The following is a 21,833-nucleotide window of genomic DNA, read 5'->3' on the forward strand; positions in this document are numbered from 1 at the left end:
GGATATATGGGTTTTGTAAAAATTATCATTTTTCTTGGTTTTCTAGGAATAGGGCTTTTCTTTTTGTTTCAGACGATATTTCCTGTAAAGCTGGCATTTCTCTGGGCTGTAGCTGTAGTAGGATGGTTTGGTTTTTTGATTGCCTGGCTTTACTTTACCCATCAAATCCACTGGCTTGAAGACAGGGTCCTCACCTGTCCCAGATGTCAGCATGAGGTAGACATTACCTTTTTAGATGGAAAGCCGGTTTTTCAACGGCATTGTCCCTATTGTGGTTTTGATCTCTCTGAACATCGTCATTTTATAAGGAGGGAGAAGTAATGTTTACCAATTTTATTGTGGTGACGCTTCTTACCCAGCAGCTTCTTTTCCCCCTCGCGATCACGGAAACAGAACAGCGAACTGGTATGATGTATCGGAGGGGATGGGGAGAATGGGCAGGGATGATTTTTGTTTTTCCCGGGCCGCAACAGGTTGGTTTCTGGATGAAGAATACTTATCTTCCTATGAGTATTGTCTATACGGATGAGGAACTCAACATTCTTGAGATTCATCAGGGGATACCGTTCAATACGGAGGTGATGGTTTCTCGAACTTCACGAGTCCGCTATGTTCTGGAGCTTGATCCCGCAAAAACCAATCTTATTTTTACTCATTACGAGAGTTTTCGTCGTTCTCTAAAGAAAAAACTCCAGAGGAGGGGTTTATGAGAAAATGGATAATCATTTTCGGGACCTGTGTGGTTCTCTTTGCGTGGGCACAGGAGGCTTTTGTCTACCGTGACAGGATTGTCATAGAACGAGATTTTCGTGCGGTTACTCAGATTGTTCTACCCCTTGGGGCAAAGGATGTTGAGATACGTCCTGAAGTGAGCCTTCTCAAGGAATGGGTGACGAATATCTACCCGGAAAACCTCAGTTCTACCGTTGTAGAGTATATTTCTCTTACCAATCAAGTCGCCCAAAAAAGGAAAAACCTCCAGCAGCTTGAGAAAAAACTGGCAGGACAGAATGACAGGATAAAACTTTACCAGGATCTTTTGCGAGGGTTTGCCAGTAGTCAGAATCCCAGAACAACAGAGCTTATGGAGAAGTATGAGAGGCAGTATGCCTCCGCTGAAAAAGCTATTCGTCAGCTGGAAACAGATATTCAGGTCCTTCGACAGGAGATTGCTCTGCTTGATGCCAGGATTCAAGAGATCTCAAGGTTTCTTTTATCAAAGATTATCCCTCTCAAAATACTGGAACTAGAAAAACCAGCCAGTGGAAGTTTACGCTACACACTTCCCGGCGGCTGGAGAGCGTCGTACACTCTCCAGGTGGAGAAGGAGACTCTTGGCGCGGAGGTGGAGATATTTTCGTCTCAGGGTTTTCAGGAGCGTGTGGATTCTCTCTGGATTCTCGGTTACTCCTACACAAGTCCTCAGATGGAGGAATATTTGCCAAGGCTAAAGCTTTATCTTCAAACTCCTGGGAGACAGAAAACATTTCTTAAATCAGCCCAGGCACCCGAGGTTCCACGAGCAATGTCCGAAGCAGAAGGGGTGTTTTTTGAGCCTGAATCCGGTAGCCCTTCACCGGTGGAGTCTTCAGAGGGACAGGGAACGGTATGGCGTATTACGAACCGCGTGACGCTTTCTCGGAATACGACGGTGAAACTCTGGGAACCACGAAAAGTGAGTCTTACGAATACCTATTTTGTTCTGGCACCACGGGCAAGTTGGGGATGGTATGCTACCACTCTCTCCAATACTCTGGGCTATACCCTTATTCCTGGTGAGGTTATTCTTGATTCACAGGGGAAAACACAAAAGACGATACTTTCCCGGAGTCTTGTTGCCAGTAGTACCTACACTTTTCCTGGATTTGAGGTAAAAGATATCGAGGTGAGACGAGAAGTTGTCCGGGATTATAAAGAGATGCCCAGCCTTTTGCGACCAACGGTTCAACATGAAAAACACTACCGGCTGACCGTAAGAAATAGGCTACCAAGAACCATCGCACTGACGGTGTGGGATAGATTTCCTCTTTCCTCCGAAGAGCGGATCACGGTAAAGAATATTTTTGCTACGGATAAAAGCTCCGCAGAGCTCAAAGCTATCCAGACGAATGATGGTATTGTCAAATGGCAGATCAGTCTAAAACCAGGAGAGGAGAAAGTGTTTTCTTTTGGATACACTATAGAATACCCCAAAGACACCTATTACTATGAACATGAGGAATAACGATGCAACATCGAGTATTTCAAAAATCAAAGAAACTTGAAGGGATTTTTTATGATATTCGCGGGCCTGTGGTTGCTGAGGCTCAACGATTGGAACAGGAGGGGTACAACATCATCAGGCTCAACACGGGGAATCCCCCTCGGTTTGGGGTTGATGCTCCGGATGAGATTATTCACGATGTAGCTTACAATCTCAGAGAGGCTCAGGGATATACCCATGAAAAGGGCGTCTTCTCTGCGAGAAAAGCTGTGATGCAGTACTACCAGCTGAAAGGGATACAGGATATTTCTATTGATGATATCTATATAGGTAACGGCGTAAGTGAACTCATTCTTCTGTCACTTCAAGCCCTCCTTGATAGTGGGGATGAGGTGCTTGTGCCTATCCCGGATTATCCTCTCTGGACAGGGGCTGTCACTCTTTCGGGAGGAAAGGCTATCCACTACATCTGCGATGAAGAGGCAAACTGGTATCCTGATCTTGCGGACATACGCAAAAAAATCACTCCCAGGACCAAAGGGATTGTGGTGATCAATCCCAACAATCCCACAGGTTCGGTATATCCCAGAGAGATTCTCGAGGAGATCATTAAGATTGCCGTAGAACACAAGCTTATCATCTTTTCAGATGAGATTTATGAAAAAATTGTTTACGAAGATGCCAAAGCGTACTGCATCGCGAGTATGACCGATGAAACACTGGTTCTCACCTATAATGGACTCTCGAAATCCCACCGGATCCCTGGTTTTCGTGTGGGTTGGCTTCTCCTCTCCGGAAAAAAAGAATGGGCAACAGACTATATTGAAGGGCTTAATCTGGTAGCATCGATGCGTCTCTGTAGCAATGTTCCGGCCCAGTACGCCATTCAGACAGCGCTTGGGGGATACCAGAGTATTGATGACCTGGTGAGACCTGGCGGGAGACTGAGAGAACAACGTGATTACTCATATCAGCTTCTCAATGATATTCCGGGTATTACCTGTGTGAAGCCCATGGGGGCGCTTTATCTTTTCCCCAAAGTAGATGTGAAGCGATTCAACATCAAAGATGACATGAAGCTGGTTTATGATATTTTGCGCACGAAACATATTCTTTTGGTGCAGGGGACGGGCTTCAATTGGCCCAAACCCGATCACTTCCGGTTTGTGTTTCTTCCTGATATAAAGGAACTTGAAGAGGTTGCAGGAAGACTGAAGGATTTCTTTGAAACTTACAAACAGGAGGAATAGATGACCATCGAAGAGGCAAGGCAGGAAATAGAGAAACTCCGGGAATTTTTACATTACCACAACTACCGTTACTATGTGCTGGATAATCCCGAGATCTCTGATGCTGAATATGATGAAGCCATGCGACGTCTTCTCGAGCTAGAAAAGCTCTTTCCTGAACTTGTCACCCCCGATTCTCCAACCCAGCGCGTGGGGGCAGAACCTCTCAAGTCTTTTGAGAACTTTACCCATCCTTATAAAATGTATAGCCTTGGGAATGCGCTTAACACGGAAGAATTTCACGCCTTTGTTCAGCGGGTACGACAGGCAACGGCCAACAAACCCATTGTCTGGACAGCAGAACACAAGTTTGATGGTCTGGCCATTGAACTTATTTACAAAAAGGGTGTTCTCACCATGGGGGTAACGAGGGGGAATGGTGAGGTTGGGGAGGTGGTGACGCATAGTGTACGAACGATAAAAAACCTGCCTTTAAAACTTCTTGGAAGTGTTCCTGATGAGCTTGTGGTGTATGGTGAGGTTGTGATGCATCGGGAGGATTTTCAGAAGCTCGATGAGGAGAGAGAAGCCGCTGGCGAGGTGCCTTTTGCCAATCCGAGAAACGCGGCAGCCGGGTCTATTCGGCAGCTTGATCCCTCGATTACTGCTCAGCGGAGGCTTTTCTTTTATGCATATGGGGTAAGATTTCCGGATGATACGGTGATCCTTTCTCATTATGACCGCATGAGCTATCTCTCTGAACGGGGTTTTTCGATCTGTTTTCACAGATTGAAAACCGAGAATATCAATGAAATAGAGGAGTATCACAACTATTGGGAAACTCACCGCGATGAGATCCCCTATGAAATTGATGGGATTGTGGTAAAGGTGGATGATTTTCTTCTGGAGCAAACGCTTGGTTACGATGCCAAAACCCCCAAATGGGCCATAGCCTGGAAGTTTAAACCCATGCAGGCGCAGGCAGTTTTGCGTGAGATTGAGCTTGGTGTAGGCAGACAGGGAACCATTACACCTGTGGCTATCTTTGATCCGGTGTTTCTTGCAGGAGCTCGTGTTCAAAGGGCTACCCTTCATAATTTTGATGAGGTGAAACGACTTGATCTCCACTATGGGGATACCCTGGTGGTAGAACGTTCGGGGGAGGTGATTCCCAAAGTGGTTGCTGTTATAAAAGAAAAGCGTCCCCCCATGGCAAAGCCTGTTGAGGAGCCTACCCACTGTCCGGTTTGTGGTACCCCTGTGAAACGAGAATCCGATCAGGTCGGTATCTTTTGCCCCAATCCATCCTGTCCTGCGGTTATCAAGGCAAAACTCCGGCATTTTGTTTCTCGATCCGCGATGGATATTGAGGGACTCGGGGAGGAACTTATAGAGAGATTCTATAACGAGGGGATTCTTACCTCCCTGGGGGATATTTTTCGGCTCAAAAAACATCGGAATCGACTGATAGAGATGGATCGTTTAGGGGAGAAGCTTGTGGATAAACTTCTTGCGAACATTGAGGCAAAACGCGAAGTGCCTCTCGATAGGTTTTTGTATGCCCTTGGTATTGATTTTGTAGGTCAGGAGACAGCAAAGATTCTATCCAGAGAGTTTGGATCGCTTGAAAATATCCGCAAGGCTCGTTTTGAGGATTTTGTGAGGTTGTATGGGATTGGGGAGGTGGTTGCTAGAAGTCTTGAAGATTTCTTTAGGGATCCTCTCCGGTCAAAGGTGATAGATGATCTTCTTGAGGCAGGGATAAAGGTAAAGGCTTACCCAAAGCAGGACAAAAGAGAAGGAAAACTTGCAGGAAAATATGTCTGTATTACGGGGAAACACGAGATTTACTCAAGAGAACAGTTGTTTCAGTTTATTGAGGCTGAAGGGGGTATTCCTCAGGACAATGTCACCAGGCAAACAAACTTTCTGGTGGTGGGGGAATCGCCGGGATCAAAACTTGCCAAAGCCGAGAAACAGGGGATCCCTATTATTCCCATGGAAGAGTTTTTGAAACAGATACAAAAAGGATAGAAAAGGTATGACTTTTTTGCTAAGAATGATTCCCTGCAGTATAATGATAACAAAGGAGTGAACCAGTATGCCTGATGTAGCCATAGAAGTTCAGGGTGTCTCGAAAAGCTATGATCAGTTCCAGGCACTCAAGAATGTCTCGTTCTCTGTGTATCAGGGAGAATGCTATGCTCTGTTAGGGCCAAACGGAGCAGGGAAAACAACGATGATGAAGCTTCTTTATGGGCGTGTTGCTCATCATCCTGCAAACGGTCAGATCCGGGTTTTTGGACTTGATTCTCTCAAAGACTCTCTTAAGATACGTTTCTTTACCGGGATTGTACCCCAGGATGACAACCTTGACTATGAGCTTTCTGTTCAGGAAAACCTCCGTATCTACAGTCTCTACTATGGGATGGATCAAAAAACGATCCAGAAGCGTATAGATGAGCTTCTTGAGTTTATGGACTTACGGGATAAAAAGAATGCCAATATTCGGGAGCTTTCCGGCGGAATGCGAAGGAGGCTCGTTATTGCGAGGGCACTTCTTCATTCTCCGAGGCTTTTGATTCTCGATGAACCAACAACAGGGCTTGATCCCCAGGTACGCCATCATATCTGGGATAAGTTACGGGTCTTGTTGAGAGAAGGGGTGACTATTCTTCTTACGACCCACTACATGGATGAGGCGTTTCAGCTTGCTGATCGGTTGATGATCCTCCACGAGGGGGTAAAAATTGTTGAGGGAAAACCTGCTGAACTTATCAGGTCGCATATTGAACCGTATGTGTATGAAGTTCCTGAGTCTAAAGCAAACAACTGTACACCTCCTGACTATGTGAGGCTTGAAAAATCGGGGGAAATGGTTCGCTTTTATGCTCACGATGTTTCTGTTCTTCAACACCTGGCCGAGTGTCTTCCTCCCGGGACAGGTTTTATCCGTCAGGCAAATCTTGAGGATGTTTTTCTAAAACTCACAGGGAGGCAGCTGCATGAATAAACTTACACATCCTGTTAAAAGAATTTTGAGCGTATGGTACCGGCATTTCATGGTATACACGAGTAACCTTTTAAGTAATGGTTTTCCCCCGTTTTTTGAACCTCTGATCTTTCTGGCGGGGATTGGACTGGGTCTGGGGCAGGTCATTCGAGAGATGGATGGTATTCCGTATCTTGATTTTCTGGCAAGCGGGCTGTGTGTTTCTACGGCTATGATGACAGCAGCTTACGAGTGTACCTTTGGAAGTTTTATTCGTTTAGAGTATGAGAAGATCTATGATGCGATTCTGGCTGCCCCCATCTCCCTCACAGATATGGTGGTAGGGGAGATTCTGTGGGCGGGGAGCAAGGGATTTTTCTTTTCTTTTGCGGTGTTGCTGGTAGTGTCACTTTTCGGCCTTCTCAGAACACCCTGGGCGTTTTTTGTTCCTGTGGTGGGTTTTTTGACGGGGGTAATGTTTGCCTCTCTCAGTTTGTTTGTCACCTCGTTTGTGAAAAATATCGATCATTTTAGCTTTTATATGACGGGGTTTTTGTCTCCGATGTTTTTCTTTTCCGGGATTGTTTTTCCCACATCCTCTTTGCCTCGCTGGATCCAGCCCATCACGGAGGTTCTTCCTCTCACCCACGCGGTACGGATGGTCAGAGGGGTGGTGTTTGAAAGATATCAGGCGATTGGTTGGGATCTTGTGTTTATTGTACTGACTATTACTGTGTTTGGCACACTGAGTATCCATGGAATAAAAAAACGCATGATACAATAAAGGAGTGAGTATGAAAAGAATCTTTTTCATCCTTTTCTTTTGGTTTCTTGTAGGCTCTCTTTTTGCGGTAAAGATCGAAGATATTTTTATCCGGGGAAATAGTGATAGCAATTCCAGGACTATTCTTTTCTATTTTTTTGAGTATGATCCTGATAAAGACTATACGCCTGGCGAACTTGAGAGGGCTTTGCAGAACTGGGCACGAAGACTTGAAAGAACAGGATGGTTTCGTAATATTTATGTCACCAATGAGTATACTCCGGAGAATACGGTGAGAATTTCTCTTGAGTTAACAGAGAGTTTTTTTTACACGGCACAACTGTTTGATAGAGCGGTAGGGTTTGGCAAACAAAACATCTGGGGAAAGGGCAAGGAGATATTCTTTGAGGTGGGAACGTTTCAAAAAAAGATTACACTCATCGATCATATGTACAATTTTTCTCCCTTTTTCTATCAGGTTTCCCTGGGAACAACAGAGGAAGACCTCGTAGAGTATAGGGGGGATTTTTATCAGACATTTCTCACCCTGAGGCAAAAGGGGGAAGCCCTCGTAGGATGGCATGTTTTTCCGGATCATATCATGTGGGTGAGTCTGGGAGGACAGAGTATTGTCCAGACGAACCAGATGCCTCTTGAAAGAGGGGGATATCTCTCCCTTTCCTATCTTGTGGATACACGGCGGGGATATCCATCGTTTTCCTCAGGATGGCACTGGCAAAACGATGCGAGGTGGTTTTTTCTTTCGGGGGGAATTTCCTGGGAAACAACAGCATCATGGCATACTCCCCTGGGGAAAACCTGGCAACTGGGTCTCAAGTGGCACCATGGTCTTACCTATGGGAAGTTACAATCAAGTGAAAAGTATCTCCTTCGTCAGATTAATGGGCTCCATACGCTTTCACAAAGTCCTGGGCTCCTGGGGGACAATTGTTGGGATGTGCATGGTGAGATCCGCTGGAAATTCTGGGAGGTGATTCCTTTTGTGATCTTTGATATGCAGCTGGAAGCGGTGGCTTTTCTCGAAGGAGGGGAGGCGTGGACCGAGTGGAGAGAGACTCCTTGTGACAACTATCCTTTCTGGACAGATGGTATCTCGTTTGCACTTCAGATGCGAACGTATTCATTAGATGGATAAAGAGATGTCTTTATGTGCAATCCTTTTGTGTTTTTGATTCTTGGGCTTGAAGCTGGGTCTTCTCTCCCTTCAATAGAGGAGCTTTTCCCATCGTTGGAAAGAGGAAATCTTGTGTCCACTCTTCATGGATTTTCACGTATGGAACTTATTACACCTATAAAGACGAAGATCCCTGTTACTCTTACCGCGTATGATTTTCAATTGTCTTCCCCGAAGATCAAAGGAACGGTTGTGGCTTTCCTCGATCAAATGAGCTCTGTACAGATTCAGGCACTTTTTGAGGAGGTAAGTACCCTCACCTATGAACTTGAGACTGAACGAGTTTCGTTTAAAAATCTGTTAAATCGTCTTCAGAGTGGAATAATCTGGGGGAATAAAGAAAACATCTGGTATGCCAACTCACGAACCAGGGATTTTGTGGCAGAATCCCTTTTGCGAGAAGGGGGGATTTCCGATCTTTTTGAAGATAGAGAAAAGATTCTCCACTATCTGGAGAGGCGTGTCAACATCTCAAATCTCGAGATGCGCCTTGTGACACAAGGCAGATCCCTCCCCTGTATGGTGAATATCTCCTGTCTCCCGAGGGGGAATGAAGAGGGGTGGCTGATTGAGATCCTCGATATAGAAGAAAAAAAGAAACTCGAGGATTCCATCATGGATATGACACAGATCTTTATCCAAGAACGCAATGAACTACGCAAAAATCAGGAAACTTTGAGTCTTGAACTTCGTCTGGCGAGAGAGATTCAGTTTTCTCTTCTGCCACACAAGGAGTTTTCAACGATTGCTTATCTGTACCAACCGATGGAGGAGATTGGGGGGGATTTTCTTGATCTTGTTGAGATAGATCCTGACAATGTGGGGATATTTATCAGCGATGTGTGTGGACATGGTATTGCGGCTTCTCTTATCACTGTTATGTTGAAACAAAATATGACTGAATTAAAACCATTTGCCAGAAATCCTGCGCATTTTCTCTCAAGGCTTAATGGAAATCTCTTTCATCAGTTGAGGGGATATTTTCTTACTGCCATTTATGCCCTGTACAATCAAAAAGAAAAAAAACTTACCATCGCAAATGCTGGCCATCCGTATCCCTTTCTTTACCGTCAGGGGCATTTTGCCACGCTCGCAACTATTCGTTCTCAGCCGATTGGTACGTTTCCAAGTATGGAGTATCAGCAGCAGACTATTTGTTTGCAACCAGGAGAAAGAGTGCTTTTTTATACCGATGGTTTACTCGATACCTCGAACCCGGAAGGGGAAAGCTACGAGGAAAAAAACCTTGCCCATTTTTTGCAAACGCACAGAGATTTTCAGGCGTATGATCTCATGCAAAACCTTCTGGAAGACTTGAGGGAGTTTCATGGAGAACGTCACTTGGAGGATGATATTGCCTTCATCTGTCTGGATGTTTCTTAGACAATGATATCGACAATCTGGCCTTTGGTTTCTTCAAGAGGGGATTTTTGAATAGCTTTTTGCGTTACCTGGGCGAGTTCATGACGTGTCTGCAGAACTTCGTAGAGTATGGCATCAAGTTTGCCAAGGGTGGAGAGTGCCTGGATGTGTTCTATCATGATTTTTTCCTTCTCTTTTGTGTGATTATCGGCAAACATGCGAAAAGCATGAGAGAATGAGTTTTTTGTCCCAGGATCTCATGATGGTGGAAAAACAGAGAGGGATGTCGTTTATCATGAGGAATTTTATTTTGAACCTGTAACGGTGTGCCGTCTATGAATGTGATAGAAAAGAGATTGCTTTTTTCTCTCTTTTGTCCTATACTATGATAATCGAAAATTTTGTGTAAGGAAGTGCTATGATTGTGAAGGCTTTTCTTCGAGAGAGGATAACAGATCTTCTTCAGAAACTCTGGGGGGTAGAAGTGCCCGTTCCTGTTTTGTACCCGGATCATGCACATTTTGGAGATTATTCTACCTCTGTAGCAATGTCCCTTGCCAAGACTCTGCGACAACGTCCGCTGGATATTGCTCAAAAGATTGCTGAGAACTGGTCATGGACCGATATCTGTCGTGTCGAGGTGATGGCGCCAGGGTATCTGAACTTTTTTGTGAATGAGACCAGGCTCGGCGAGATGGCTCAAAAAGATTTTTGTGAACCGCGTTATGGGGCAAGTGATCTTCTTTCCGGGCACAAGGTGCTTCTTGAGTATGTCAGTGCCAATCCCACAGGTCCTCTTCATGTTGGTCACGGGCGGTGGGCTGCTCTGGGAGATTCTTTGTATCGTGTTCTCAGTTATGCGGGTGCTGAGGTCTGGCGGGAGTTCTATGTCAACGATGCGGGCAATCAGATCAGGCTTTTACAACAGACGATTGAAGCAGTAAGAGCGGGGAAAGAAATCCCTGAGAATGGTTATCATGGAGCGTATATCGCTGAGGTGGCAAAGCAAGACGACGATCCTGTTTCCTTTATTCTTCGCTGGCAACAACAAACCCTGAAGGATTTTGGGGTGGAGTTTGATAGGTTCTTTTCGGAGAAAAGCCTTCATGAGAGTGGGGCAGTAAAAAGAACGCTCGATTTTCTTCGTGAAAAGGGGGTGGCTTATGAGTCTGAGGGGGCGCTGTGGTTACGGACGACTGACCATGGGGATGACAAGGACCGTGTGCTTGTGAAATCAGACGGGGAATACACCTATTTTGCAGTTGATATTGCTTACCATCAGGATAAAATTAAAAGAGGATTTCGAAAACTGTACAATATCCTGGGAGCAGATCACCACGGCTATGTAAAGAGAATGGAATCGGCAGTCTGGCTTCTCTCTCAGGCGGATGGTGTGGAAACGGATTTTAAGATTCTCATAGGGCAGCTTGTGAGTCTTTATCGGAATGGTGAACCCGTGCGTATGTCAAAACGAACAGGGGATATGATCACCCTTGAAGAGGTGCTGGAGGAGCTGGGAAAGGATGTGCTTCGTTACTACATGGTGATGCGCAAGGCAGACACCCATCTTGAGTTTGATATCGAGGAGGCCAAGAAGCAGAGTGAGGAAAACCCTGTCTTTTACGTGCAGTATGCGCATGCTCGTATCTGTGGGATTCTTCGAAATCTTCCCGAATTGCCGGAACCGATAAGGGAGGAAATTATCGATAGTCCGGAGGCAAGGCTCCTTGCTACCCGGCTTTTGCGATTTCCTGAGATTGTTCAGGATGCTGCGTTGGCTCTGGAACCTCATCGTATTCCTCAGTATCTTGAAGACCTGGCAACCATCTTTCACAAGTATTATACCGTCCATCGGATTATCACCGATGATCTTCAGAAGACAGCGAACAGGGCTGTCCTGGTGAAGGCAACCAAGAATGTGCTCTCATTGGGTTTAAACCTGATCGGAGTCAGTGCTCCAGAGAGAATGTAATGAGAGTTCGAGGATAAAAGGAGGGATATATGATCGTGGTAAATTGGCTCATAAAGATTTTTAAAGCCCTTAACTCAAACCAGCATCCCCTTGAGATTGCCGAGGGAATTGGGTTTGGTATTCTTCTGGCACTGATTCCTTCTAATAATCTCTTGTGGTGGATGGTTTTTTTGATAAGTTTTTTCCTTACTATTCATCAGGGCATGATGATTGTCGTTATGGCAATAGGCAAGCTTTTTATGCCATTTGTTGATCCGATGCTTGATACGCTGGGGTATGCTCTTCTTACTGTTTCAGCCCTTGAGGATTTTTATGATAGCTTTTTCAATATGCCCCTTGTCCCTCTTTTGAAACTTCATAATACAGTGGTGATGGGTGGATTTGCCCTGGGCGTGCTTTTGTATTTTCCTATTCTTTTTGTGATGGTGCCCGTGGTGAGGGGGTATCGTAAGTTTGTACGGGAAAAAATTGTTCAAAGTAAGTGGTTTAAGGCATTTACTTCCACTCCTCTTGTGGCTGGTTTGATGAAAATCTACAAAAGCACAACCCTTATCTCGAGCAAATTCAAATCCTAAGCGAAGGAGTAGTGTATGGCAAAGGAAAAAAAGCCCCCAAAAGCCAAAATTCATAAGATGTTTAAGATAAAATACTCTCCAACCCATTGGGAGAGGTTTTTAGAGAAGTGTTATCATGAGTCAGATAGAGAAAAACTTCTCTCTTTTTTTGAGCAGGACAAGAAAAAACGCTATGTGCTTCGCAAAGACCTTACTGCCGAGGAAACTCAGGAGCTCTCCGAGATTGGAAAACGTATAGAGCTCGGATACTCTTTTCTCCAGGTGTGGAAGCTTGTTGCCGTTGGCGTGATTTTTCTGGGTGTTTCGGCGTTTCTTGCCCTTTTTCAGAATAAACTCTTAGAAAACGCTATTGAAAAATCCCTTGAGGCTGTTTTCGATGCAAAAGTGGATGTGGTGGGTGTTCGTCTCAATATCCCCGGGCTTTCTTTTTCATTTCGTTCTCTCACCGTGGGGGATGCTGAAAATCCTTATCGTAATCTCTTTGAGCTCGGGAAAACTGAACTCAAGCTCAATCCTGATGCTCTGACCCTCGGGCGTGTGGTCTTTGAAAATGTGCAGTGTGAAGATATCCGCTGGGGAACTTCGCGAACGACACCAGGGACGCTTTCACGAGTTTCTCGTGGAGAAAAATCAATGGCGTCTTCAGAAGAGAAAGCTCCTGCCAATAAAGTTCCGACGATGGATTTTTCTCAGGTAAAAGAGAATTTTTCTAGTCTTATCTCCTCTCAGAGAACGAATCTGAAAAGCGAACAGACTCTTCTTAGAGTAAACACAGAGCTTTCCAATACAATTGAGCAGTGGATGAAAACCTACGAACAGAAGAATGCTCAGCTGGCGCAACTCTCGACACAGGCTGCCGAGATACAAAAGATACAGGTTGCTTCTCTTAAGACTGTGGAAGAGGCACAAAAGGCATTTTCCCAGATAGATGCCTTTTCGAAAAGTCTTTCTTCTATCGGGGGAGATATCAAGACGACGGGACAGCAGTTCAAAACCACCTATGAAAAGGCACTCCAGAGTCAGAAAACTATAGCAACAGCTATAGCTGAGGATAAAGCCTATTTGCAGTCTTTGATCTCTTTGCCCGTTACCGATGGGAAAAATATCCTCCAGGGAATGGCAGACAAATTTTTACGTCAGAAACTGGGTGCAATTTACACCTATGGGATGAGAGCGTGGAGGTATGCCGAGAAGATAAAATCCGATCCCTCTCAGAAACCGAAAAAACAGGGGTATCGTCGTCTCAATGGCAGAGATATCCCGTATCCCTCTGATCCTTACCCCTCGTTTCTTCTCAAAAACTTGCAGTCTTCCGTAGAGAATACGGATCGTCGTTTTGAGGCAAGGCTCCAGAATGTTTCTTCGGATCCCTACAAGTGGGATAAACCTATTCAGTTGACTTATCGACAGCTTGAAAAGCTTCAAAACTATGCGCTAAATGTTTCGCTGGATATCCGCTCCAACGCGGTAACACCTCTTGTGGCAGAGTTTAAGGGAGAAGGATTACCGTTTTCCGTGTCAGATCTTGGTTTTCTCAAGATCTCGAATTTGAGTGCGTCCATGAAGATTGTTTCCTCTTTTCAGTGGGATAGGGACAAAAGTACAGGAAAGATATCAGTAATACTGTCTGGTTTACGATGGGAGAAGGTGGATCTCGCAGACTTTGTGACCAAAGTGGTGACAGAAATTCTGGCCGAAACTCCCAGTATAGATGTGGTGGTAACGTATACCATACTTTCCGATGGCAATCTTCAGTTTACCCTTGCAAGTTCTCTGGATACAGTGCTTCAAAAAAAGATAGGGGAATATCTTGCCAAAACCGCAAAAGAGCTTGAGGAGATTGTTGAAAAACAACTCAATGTCTTGCTTCAACAGGGGCTTTCTCAGAACGAACTTCTTGCGAAGAATCTCCAAAATATCAATCAGCTCTCTCTCAAGAGTCTTTCGGATGTGACGAGCTATGAGAAGCTTGTAGAGACCAAGAAAAAAGAGGTGGAAAATCGTATTGAACAGATAAAGAAAGAACAAGAGGAGGCGCTGAAAAAGAAAGCCCAAGAAGCCGTGCAACAGCTTCCTCTTCCAAAGATCGGGAAATGATATGAATTATCTCAGGGTAGAGCATCTTTCCCTGACATTAGAGAGAGCAGAAGCAGATGAGGCAAAAGAACTCAATTCGGTTTCTTTCGAGGTGGATCAAAACGAGATAGTAGGTATTTTGGGCCCCAGTGGAGCAGGGAAAAGCCTGGTTTTGCGGGCCATTCTTGGTTTAGAAAGACCGGATGAGGGTGAGGTTTTTCTGGAGGGAGAGGCGCTCTCCGAGAGACCTGCTGCTGGGCGTGGGATGGCCTACCTGAGTCAGCGGCTTGTTCTGTATCCTCACCTACCCGGAGAGGTAAATGCGGGTTTTTTCTACTGGATTCGAAAACAGTTTTCAAAAAAACATGAGATACGTTTCCATCCTGTGGTGAGAGAGATTCTCACCCATCTTCATCTCACGGAGGCAAGTCTTCTTGAACGACTTCCAAGAAGTCTCGCCGGTGGAGAGAAACAGCGGATAGCTTTAGCCAGAGCCCTTGCATCGGAGGCAAAAATTCTTCTCCTCGATGAGCCGCTGGCCAATATTGAGGATAATTTTCGGGATGTGCTGAGGCATTTTCTTAGAGATTGGATCAAAAAACGGGGTCAGACTGCTCTGGTGGTTTCTCATAATCAGGAGGAGATGGCATCCCTCTGTGATAGGCTTTTACTTATGGATCAGGGGAGGATCATTCAGCAAGGGGGATATGAAGAGCTTTGTTTTTCTCCCGTAAGTCGTATTACAGCCCTTTTTATGGGAAATTCCCGGAAGAATTTTCTTTCTGCTGAGTTTATAGAAAAACGCTGGAAAAAAAAGTGTGAGTACGATGTGGTGTTACTTCCTCAGCTGGGCAAGGCTACCGCCGATGATCCCTGGGATCTGGAAGTAGAGGGAAAGGTGATTATGGTGGAACATTTTTTTCGAGAGAAGAAAAAACTCCTCTGTGTTGAAGAGAAAAATGAGCTTTTTTTCTGGGAGGTAGCGGAAACCATGTCGCTCAATCGGGGAGATCGGGTAAGGTTTTTTCTGCCAGTGAAGGAAGGGTGGTTTTTTGAGAGGGTGTATCCATACAAAAGAATATATCAAGGAGTGTTTGAGTGATTTTGTCAGGTGGTATAGTATGTGATCCAGTGATAGCACCTTCGGGAAAGAGGCTTGATGTCTGGATAGAAAATGGGAGAATAAAAAAGATTGCCCGCAACATACAGGAAAAACACGTTACCCGCATGGACATAAAAGGAAAACGGATTTATCCTGGTTTTGTGGATATGCATGTTCATCTCAGGGAGCCAGGACAGACGCACAAAGAAGACATGGCCACGGCAACGCGGGCAGCAGCAGCAGGTGGTGTCACCACTGTGCTTGCTATGCCCAATACTATCCCCCCCATTGATAGGAAAGAGAGATACCAGGAGGTTATGAGCATCGCGCGGGAAAAGGCCTGTATAGAGGTTTTACAGGCGTGTGCCATGACAGTTGGAAGGAAGGGAGAAAAGCTGACAGACTTTGAGTCTCTCAAAGAAACAGGGTGTTTGTGGCTTAGTGACGATGGTTCAAGTATCCAGGATCAAAAGCTTCTTTTCATGGCATGTGAACGTCTTCGCTTGACCGGGCAACTCTGGGTAGAGCATCCGGAGATTGCCTTGTTGGCTATGGGGAAACCGCTTCATGATGGTTCTGTTTCACGAGAGAGAGGATGGCAGGGACAGCCCCGGGAGGCAGAAAGTCTCGCGGTATTGCAGGCGGGACTTCTTGCTGGTCTTGCCGGGGTGAGGGTGCATTTTACCCATCTTTCCAGCTGGCAGTCTGTGGAAGCGGTAAGAATGCTGAAGCGATGGTATCCCGGTCTGATAACCTCGGACACGGCGCCGCATTATCTTCTTTTGACAGAGGAGGATGTCAAACAAAGCGGCTATGATCCAAACAAAAAGATGAATCCACCGCTTCGCAAGCCACGTGACCGTCAGGCACTTCTCGATGGGCTTCTCGATGGTACAATCGATTGTGTTGCATCGGATCATGCCCCTCATACACAGGAGGAAAAAGCGGTAGGAATAGAAAAAGCGCCTTTTGGCGTGGTTGGAGTGCAAACTCTTTTTTCAGCGCTTGTTACCCTGGCAAAAAAGCAAAATATTCCCTCCAAAAAATGGCTTCCGTGGATTACGCTGAATCCAGCTCGTATTCTCGGGATTGATCGGGGAAGGTTTGCTCCGGGCATGATTGCCAATCTTACTATCGTTGACCAGGAGACATCATGGGAGGTCAGTGAACACACGCTTTTTTCTCGTTCTCACAACTCGGCGTTTCTTGGCATGCGACTTGATGGACGTGTTCTTGCTACCTATGCCGGCGGGAAACTTGTCTATGAGGTGGGTAAATAATCACATGAGAAGGGGGAAAAAGGAGGAAATATGGAGGCTGCACTTCTTTTGTTTCTGATAGGTGTTGCCCTTGGTGGAGTGGGAGGCTTTTTTCTTGGCTCCGGCAGAACTGTAGAAGTGAGTAACAGTCAGTATACTGAGGTGGTGAATACCTCTATTCAGAATCAGGCGCAGGTGACGATTCTTCGAGATGATACGGTGCAGAGGGTTCGTTTTGTCATCACCAATCTTTCCTCAAAGAGGGAACTTGAGAATTGTCTCGTCAGTCTTGATCCTTTTCAGATAGCTAACTGTAAACTTCTCGCGGAAAAGGAGTTGTTTGGGACGAGATATACTCTTGTTTATCCTGAATACACAGAGGGCGTGGTGACAAATACCATTCGTGTTATTCTTACCAACACCTCTTCAACAAACCAGATGAAGATAAAATAAAAAAAGCCCTCTTTCTGAAAAGGAAAGAGGGCTTATCTGTTAGAGATACTCCACCTATTTATTCGATGATGGCGAGAATATCGTCAGCTGAAAGAACAAGATGCTCCACATCATCGATCTTGATCTGGGTGCCGGCGTACTTGTCGTAGAGAACCTGGTCCCCAACCTTCACCTTAATGGATTCATCGGTTCCTACAGCCACGACAACACCTGTCTGTGTCTTTTCTTGAGCGGTCTGAGGGATGTAGATACCGCCTTTGGTTTTTTCCTCTGTTTCCTTAACCTTAACGAGAACACGATTTCCAAGGGGCTTTACAACCATAGTTTTCCTCCGTTGTTTTTTTACTATAAATATACTCATAACCCCTGAATATCGTCAAGTGTTAAAGATGACCTTCGATAGCAAAACTGTAATAGTCTGAGGGGTTCTTGCCGATGATGATGTGATCGATAACGCGAGCTCCCACCATTTCGCAGGCTGAGGCAAGCCTTTTGGTGAGGTTTTGGTCATCTTGAGAGGGAGTACACTCTCCTGAGGGATGATTGTGAACGAGGATTACCCCACTGGCCTGGTGGAGGCAGATCTGGCGAACCACTTCTCTTGGATCAACCACGGTGGCATAGGCACTCCCACGGCTTATTTCCAGGTGGTGCAGGGGTTTATTGCGGATATCGAGCAAGATGATCGAAAACACCTCCTGTCTGGCATCCCTGAGGACGGGGCCGTAGTATTGCTGAACGTAGTTGATAGCCTCCTGAGCAGAGGAGATTTTTGGGGGCTTTTTTACCTCCTCTCGCATGAGGCGTTTTCCCAGCTCAAGACAGGCTTTGATTTCGATAGCCTTTGCCTGCCCTATCCCATGGATACGGCAGAGGTCACCAAGCGAGGCGCTATCCAGTCCTCGTAGGTGAGAAAACTTTTCGAGGAGTTCACTTGCTATCTCCAGCGCACTCTTGCCTTCGCTTCCTGTCCTGATGAGGATGGCGAGGAGTTCAGTGGTAGAGAGTGCTTCTGGTCCGCGCTGGAGAAGCTTCTCTCGGGGTCTATCTTCCTCACGCCAGGTTTTAATAGGTTTGTGTGTTTTCATACAAGCCTCCTTGAAAGATCTTATTTTTTCTCTAATATATATCGAATTTTTTTTGTTATATTTGTTATATAAAAGTTTTTATTTTATAATAATAAAGCAGCATTTTGCGAAGCAAGTTTTTTCTCATAAAAGACTTAGGATTTTTTTTTGTATTGGTGAAAAATCTGGAAAAATTTTGGAAACATCTCTATGTAAGAGTATGGTTAGAATGAAGGGAAAGATAGCTATAACCCTGTTACCGTTCTCAAAGAGGGATAAGCAGGGAAAAAGGTTCGATGTCATGCTGCAACAGGGTAAGAGCTTTTCGCGCGAATGATCCTTGAACATTTTATATCATTAATGGTTTTTAGCGTATTTTTATGGTCTTTTTTATTGGAAAAAAAGAATAAAAATTGACAAAAATTGTTCTATTCTTTATACTTAAGGCAGAAGTAATGAAGGAGGAAATACCATGATAATAGGTTGGGTGGTCCTGGGTTTGGTTATTCTTTCAGTGGGGTATGGTATATTTGTCTACAATCGCCTGGTTGGGCTACGAAATCAGGTGGATGAAGCCTGGTCCGGTATTGATGTGCAACTCAAGCGGCGCTATGACCTTATCCCCAATCTTGTGGAAACCGTGAAAGGCTATGCGAAACACGAGCAGCAAACCCTTGAAAAGGTTATCCAGGCAAGAAATATGGCTATGCAGGCAACAGGTATTGAGGATAAGATAGCGGCGGAAAACCAGCTTGCCAGTACGCTGAAAACGCTTTTTGCTTTGAGTGAAAATTATCCGGACCTCAAAGCCAATACCAATTTTCTCGATCTTCAGAAAAACCTCGCCGACATAGAGGAGCAGATTTCTCTTGCTCGTCGTTACTATAATGCTGTAACGAGGGATTTTAATATTCTCTGTGAGACTTTTCCCTCTGTGATTATTGCCAATATGACAGGTTTTCGGAAACGGCCGTTCTTTGAGGCTGCTGAGGGTGAACGGCAGAATGTGAAGGTACAGTTTTAGGGTGTTTCTCTTTTTTCCTTCAGGGAAGATAAAGCCGGGAAGAATGTTTCCAGGCGAAAGGGGAAAGCGATGAACAAGCGAGCAATCGTTTTTTGTTTTATTTTTTTTGTATTTTCGTGGGTGTGGGGAGAGTTTTTTGAGATCAGTAACTACATGGTGAGGGCACATATTCTCTCTAACGGGATGATGGATATGACGGAAGAGATTACCGTCTTGTTTTATCAACCGAGGCATGGGATATACCGAACTATTCCCACCAGGATCCAGTTTGAAAACTTTGCCCGTCGTTTTGGGATACGGGATATTCGTGTGGAGAATTTCTCCTATGATACCTCGTGGGAGAGTGGACTTCTTACTATCAAGATTGGTTCGGCTTCGCGGTATGTGGAGGGACTCCAGGTGTATACCATCCATTACACGGTGGTAAACCCTATCCTTGCGTTTACCAATGAGGGTGAATCTTTTCAGAGCTTGTACTGGAATCTCATTGGTACGGACTGGGATGTGCCTATACGAAATGCTACCTTTGAAGTGAAAATAGATAGGCCCTGGGAGAAAGCCGAGTTTGTCGTTTATGCTGGTGCGTATGGGGGGACCAATACCTCGCGTGTTTTCTCGAGCTATGATACTTCCTCGCAAACCATTAGCGGGAAGCTTCGAGGAGAGCTTGCTCCAAAAGAGGGGATAACCATCCTTGCTTTTTTTCCGGATGGATTTTGGCCTATCAATGATGGGAGAAATTTTTTTGAAAGGTATGTGGATGTGCTCTCGTTTGGTTTTCTCATCGTGTATACGATTGTTCTTTTCTTTCTCTGGAGAAAGTTCGGGAAGGATAAACCCTTTGTAAAAATGGTGCATTTTTATCCGCCCTCTGAACTTACCCCCGCTGAAGCAGGGATGCTCATTGATGACAAAATAGACCAGAGGGATGTGGTGGCCACGTTTTTTGATTGGGCATGGCGGGGGCATATCGTTATCGAGGAAAAAAAGAAAACCTTCTCCAGGGATTTTGTTTTCCATAAGAAAAAACCTCTGGAAAATCCTCATCCTCATGAGGCTGTTTTGTGGCTGGGACTGTTTTCTGATAGAAGAGAAGCTGCTCTTCCTGGTGAGGTGCTGGAAAAAGAGAGTGTTGCGCTCTCTGATCTTCAAGATGTTTTTTATACCTCGTTTGAGCGTGCGAAGGGAGAGATTGACGAAAGTGTGAAGGATAAACAGCTTTATAAGCCCTACTCTCGAGAGCTAAGTTTTCTCTGTGTTTTTCTTGGGTTTGGATTTTTTATTGGAGGGGTGGCGCTTTCAGCGATGACTGAGGTAGCACCTCCTTTTGTGGTTGGGGCACTTGCTGCTGTCGTGTCGTTTTTCTTTGCGTCTATCATGCCTGCTCGTACTCCTGAGGGGCAAAAATACTATGAACAACTGGTAGGTTTTCGGGAGTTTATTAAACGTGCGGAGTGGCCAAGGTTAGAACGAATTCTCAAGGATGATCCCCTCTACTTTGATAAGACCTTGCCGTATGCGATTGTTTTTGGCCTGGAGAAGAAGTGGATCCAGAAGTTTGCTCCCATTCTTACAACCCCGCCCTCCTGGTATGTTGGGGGAGGACGTTTTTCGGCGGTATACCTCTCCGACGTTATCCACTCCTCTATCTCTCAGATGGGGACAGTGATGTCGTCGTCTCCTTCAAGGAGTGGAGGTGGCGGATTTTCAGGTGGCGGTGGCGGTGGAGGAGGTGGCGGAAGCTGGTAGGGGGCGCCTTGTCGCAGTGAGCGCGAAAAATTCCCCCGCCTTCCTTTATTGCAGGGGAAGAGGTTTCCGCCTGGCAAGGAAAGAAACGTCTCGAGACGAGGGGGTGGCGGTTGCTTCGATACGCTCCGCTACTCAGTGACCAGGCTTCGATACGCTTCGGTAGTCGCGAGAGAAAAACCTTTGGCTCTTCTCTTATCACAGTGACTTCCCTGAGAGAAGCTCACTGAAACAAGGTAATAGCACGCTCTTTCCTACTGCAACAGGGTAAGAGCTTTCTCCCCAACTGCAACAAGGGAAGAGCATGTCACGTCTTTTTACGAGAAAAACCACCCCCTGGAAAAAGGGAGAGGCGCTTCTCTTTATTTGGAGACCATCACCCTTTTGTAGACCATCACGGTGGCGTTGGAGCCATGTGCCTCATCCACATAAGCCACATAAGGGGTACCGTTGTAGACATAGAGAGAGATATAGGAGGCCTCTCCCGTTGAAAATCCCGGGTTTCCGACGGGTTGCCAGCCTTTTGACCATTTTGGGAAAAAAAGATCGATGAATTCATCAAGGGTCATGGTAGGAATGAGAGATCATCCATAAAAACCACTCATTATGAGAATAACTATGCCAAAAATGAGATTTTTTCTTTTCATATATTTCCCCCGAAGTAATAATATTTGTAAAAATTATACGCCTTTTGAAGATTTTTGTCAAAAAATGAATGAAGAAGCAATATTTTTTAAAACCTGATTTCACGAAAAAAAAGTATCAAAAAGTTTGGAAAATATCACTAATTTTTTTAGTTTTTTCCCAAAAGATAA

Annotated in this window: 21 protein-coding genes; 17 read left to right on the top strand and 4 right to left on the bottom strand. The window is 45.3% G+C overall.

Features of this window, described 5'->3' with window-relative positions; translation table 11 throughout:
- Positions 1-6: 6 nt before the first annotated feature.
- The 9 genes from KDW03_RS05605 to KDW03_RS05645 all read left to right on the top strand — a co-directional run bounded on the left by KDW03_RS05605 (position 7) and on the right by KDW03_RS05645 (position 9,765).
- On the top strand, positions 7-321 hold the full coding sequence (locus KDW03_RS05605; RefSeq protein WP_271436405.1) for a hypothetical protein: 315 nt from the start codon (positions 7-9) through the stop codon (positions 319-321).
- The gene (locus KDW03_RS05610; RefSeq protein WP_271436406.1) at positions 321-710 is read left to right on the top strand and encodes a DUF192 domain-containing protein; all 390 of its coding nucleotides are present in this window, start codon (positions 321-323) and stop codon (positions 708-710) included. The genes KDW03_RS05605 and KDW03_RS05610 overlap by 1 nt, the downstream gene beginning before the upstream one ends.
- The gene (locus KDW03_RS05615) at positions 707-2,224 is read left to right on the top strand and encodes a DUF4139 domain-containing protein (RefSeq protein ID WP_271436407.1); all 1,518 of its coding nucleotides are present in this window, start codon (positions 707-709) and stop codon (positions 2,222-2,224) included. Before KDW03_RS05610 ends, KDW03_RS05615 begins: the two co-directional genes overlap by 4 nt.
- Positions 2,225-2,226: 2 nt before the next feature.
- Positions 2,227-3,453, top strand: coding sequence for a pyridoxal phosphate-dependent aminotransferase (locus KDW03_RS05620; protein WP_271436408.1), 1,227 nt, complete (start codon positions 2,227-2,229; stop codon positions 3,451-3,453).
- The gene (gene ligA, locus KDW03_RS05625) at positions 3,454-5,466 is read left to right on the top strand and encodes an NAD-dependent DNA ligase LigA (protein ID WP_271436409.1); all 2,013 of its coding nucleotides are present in this window, start codon (positions 3,454-3,456) and stop codon (positions 5,464-5,466) included.
- Between the two features lie 67 nt (positions 5,467-5,533).
- Positions 5,534-6,445, top strand: coding sequence for an ABC transporter ATP-binding protein (locus KDW03_RS05630; protein ID WP_271436410.1), 912 nt, complete (start codon positions 5,534-5,536; stop codon positions 6,443-6,445).
- Entirely contained in the window at positions 6,438-7,208 is a 771-nt protein-coding gene (locus tag KDW03_RS05635; RefSeq protein ID WP_271436411.1) for an ABC transporter permease, read from the top strand. Before KDW03_RS05630 ends, KDW03_RS05635 begins: the two co-directional genes overlap by 8 nt.
- Positions 7,209-7,218: 10 nt before the next feature.
- Positions 7,219-8,343 (top strand): BamA/TamA family outer membrane protein, encoded by a 1,125-nt coding sequence (locus KDW03_RS05640; protein WP_271436412.1) that lies wholly within the window; start codon positions 7,219-7,221, stop codon positions 8,341-8,343.
- 12 nt (positions 8,344-8,355) lie between these two features.
- Complete coding sequence (locus KDW03_RS05645) at positions 8,356-9,765, top strand: PP2C family protein-serine/threonine phosphatase (RefSeq protein WP_271436413.1); 1,410 nt, start codon at positions 8,356-8,358, stop codon at positions 9,763-9,765.
- On the opposite strand, the gene KDW03_RS05650 is transcribed toward KDW03_RS05645, so the two are convergent.
- Entirely contained in the window at positions 9,762-9,923 is a 162-nt protein-coding gene (locus KDW03_RS05650; protein WP_271436414.1) for a hypothetical protein, read from the bottom strand. The two genes, KDW03_RS05645 and KDW03_RS05650, sit on opposite strands and share 4 nt — an antisense overlap.
- A 239-nt stretch (positions 9,924-10,162) precedes the next feature.
- On the opposite strand from KDW03_RS05650, the gene KDW03_RS05655 reads away from it, so the two are divergent.
- The 6 genes from KDW03_RS05655 to KDW03_RS05680 are packed head-to-tail and all read left to right on the top strand — an operon-like array spanning position 10,163 to position 17,181.
- The gene (locus KDW03_RS05655; protein WP_271436415.1) at positions 10,163-11,716 is read left to right on the top strand and encodes an arginine--tRNA ligase; all 1,554 of its coding nucleotides are present in this window, start codon (positions 10,163-10,165) and stop codon (positions 11,714-11,716) included.
- Positions 11,717-11,745: 29 nt separating this feature from the next.
- Entirely contained in the window at positions 11,746-12,291 is a 546-nt protein-coding gene (locus KDW03_RS05660; RefSeq protein ID WP_271436416.1) for a TIGR03546 family protein, read from the top strand.
- Positions 12,292-12,306: 15 nt separating this feature from the next.
- Entirely contained in the window at positions 12,307-14,388 is a 2,082-nt protein-coding gene (locus tag KDW03_RS05665; RefSeq protein ID WP_271436417.1) for a TIGR03545 family protein, read from the top strand.
- Between the two features lies 1 nt (position 14,389).
- Positions 14,390-15,469 carry an ABC transporter ATP-binding protein gene (locus KDW03_RS05670; protein ID WP_271436418.1) on the top strand — a complete coding sequence of 360 codons (1,080 nt, stop codon included), beginning with the start codon at positions 14,390-14,392 and terminating at the stop codon, positions 15,467-15,469.
- Positions 15,466-16,749: a dihydroorotase gene (locus tag KDW03_RS05675; RefSeq protein WP_271436419.1), complete on the top strand. Its 1,284-nt coding sequence runs from the start codon at positions 15,466-15,468 to the stop codon at positions 16,747-16,749. The genes KDW03_RS05670 and KDW03_RS05675 overlap by 4 nt, the downstream gene beginning before the upstream one ends.
- Before the next feature lie 30 nt (positions 16,750-16,779).
- The gene (locus tag KDW03_RS05680) at positions 16,780-17,181 is read left to right on the top strand and encodes a hypothetical protein (RefSeq protein ID WP_271436420.1); all 402 of its coding nucleotides are present in this window, start codon (positions 16,780-16,782) and stop codon (positions 17,179-17,181) included.
- 58 nt (positions 17,182-17,239) lie between these two features.
- On the opposite strand, the gene KDW03_RS05685 is transcribed toward KDW03_RS05680, so the two are convergent.
- Positions 17,240-17,503, bottom strand: coding sequence for a co-chaperone GroES (locus KDW03_RS05685; RefSeq protein ID WP_271436421.1), 264 nt, complete (start codon positions 17,501-17,503; stop codon positions 17,240-17,242).
- Between the two features lie 61 nt (positions 17,504-17,564).
- Positions 17,565-18,269, bottom strand: coding sequence for a RadC family protein (gene radC / locus KDW03_RS05690; protein WP_271436422.1), 705 nt, complete (start codon positions 18,267-18,269; stop codon positions 17,565-17,567).
- Between the two features lie 451 nt (positions 18,270-18,720).
- On the opposite strand from radC, the gene KDW03_RS05695 reads away from it, so the two are divergent.
- Together KDW03_RS05695 and KDW03_RS05700 are read left to right on the top strand one after the other, a co-directional pair.
- Positions 18,721-19,272 (top strand): LemA family protein, encoded by a 552-nt coding sequence (locus tag KDW03_RS05695; RefSeq protein WP_271436423.1) that lies wholly within the window; start codon positions 18,721-18,723, stop codon positions 19,270-19,272.
- A gap of 69 nt (positions 19,273-19,341) precedes the next feature.
- Positions 19,342-21,021, top strand: coding sequence for a DUF2207 domain-containing protein (locus tag KDW03_RS05700; RefSeq protein ID WP_271436424.1), 1,680 nt, complete (start codon positions 19,342-19,344; stop codon positions 21,019-21,021).
- 359 nt (positions 21,022-21,380) lie between these two features.
- Here KDW03_RS05700 and KDW03_RS05705 read toward each other — a convergent pair whose 3' ends face one another.
- A complete protein-coding gene (locus tag KDW03_RS05705; RefSeq protein WP_271436425.1) occupies positions 21,381-21,587 on the bottom strand; it encodes a hypothetical protein in 207 nt (68 codons plus the stop codon).
- Positions 21,588-21,833 lie beyond the last annotated feature (246 nt).

The sequence above is a fragment of the Thermospira aquatica genome (assembly GCF_023525255.1).
GTDB lineage: Bacteria > Spirochaetota > Brevinematia > Brevinematales > Thermospiraceae > Thermospira > Thermospira aquatica.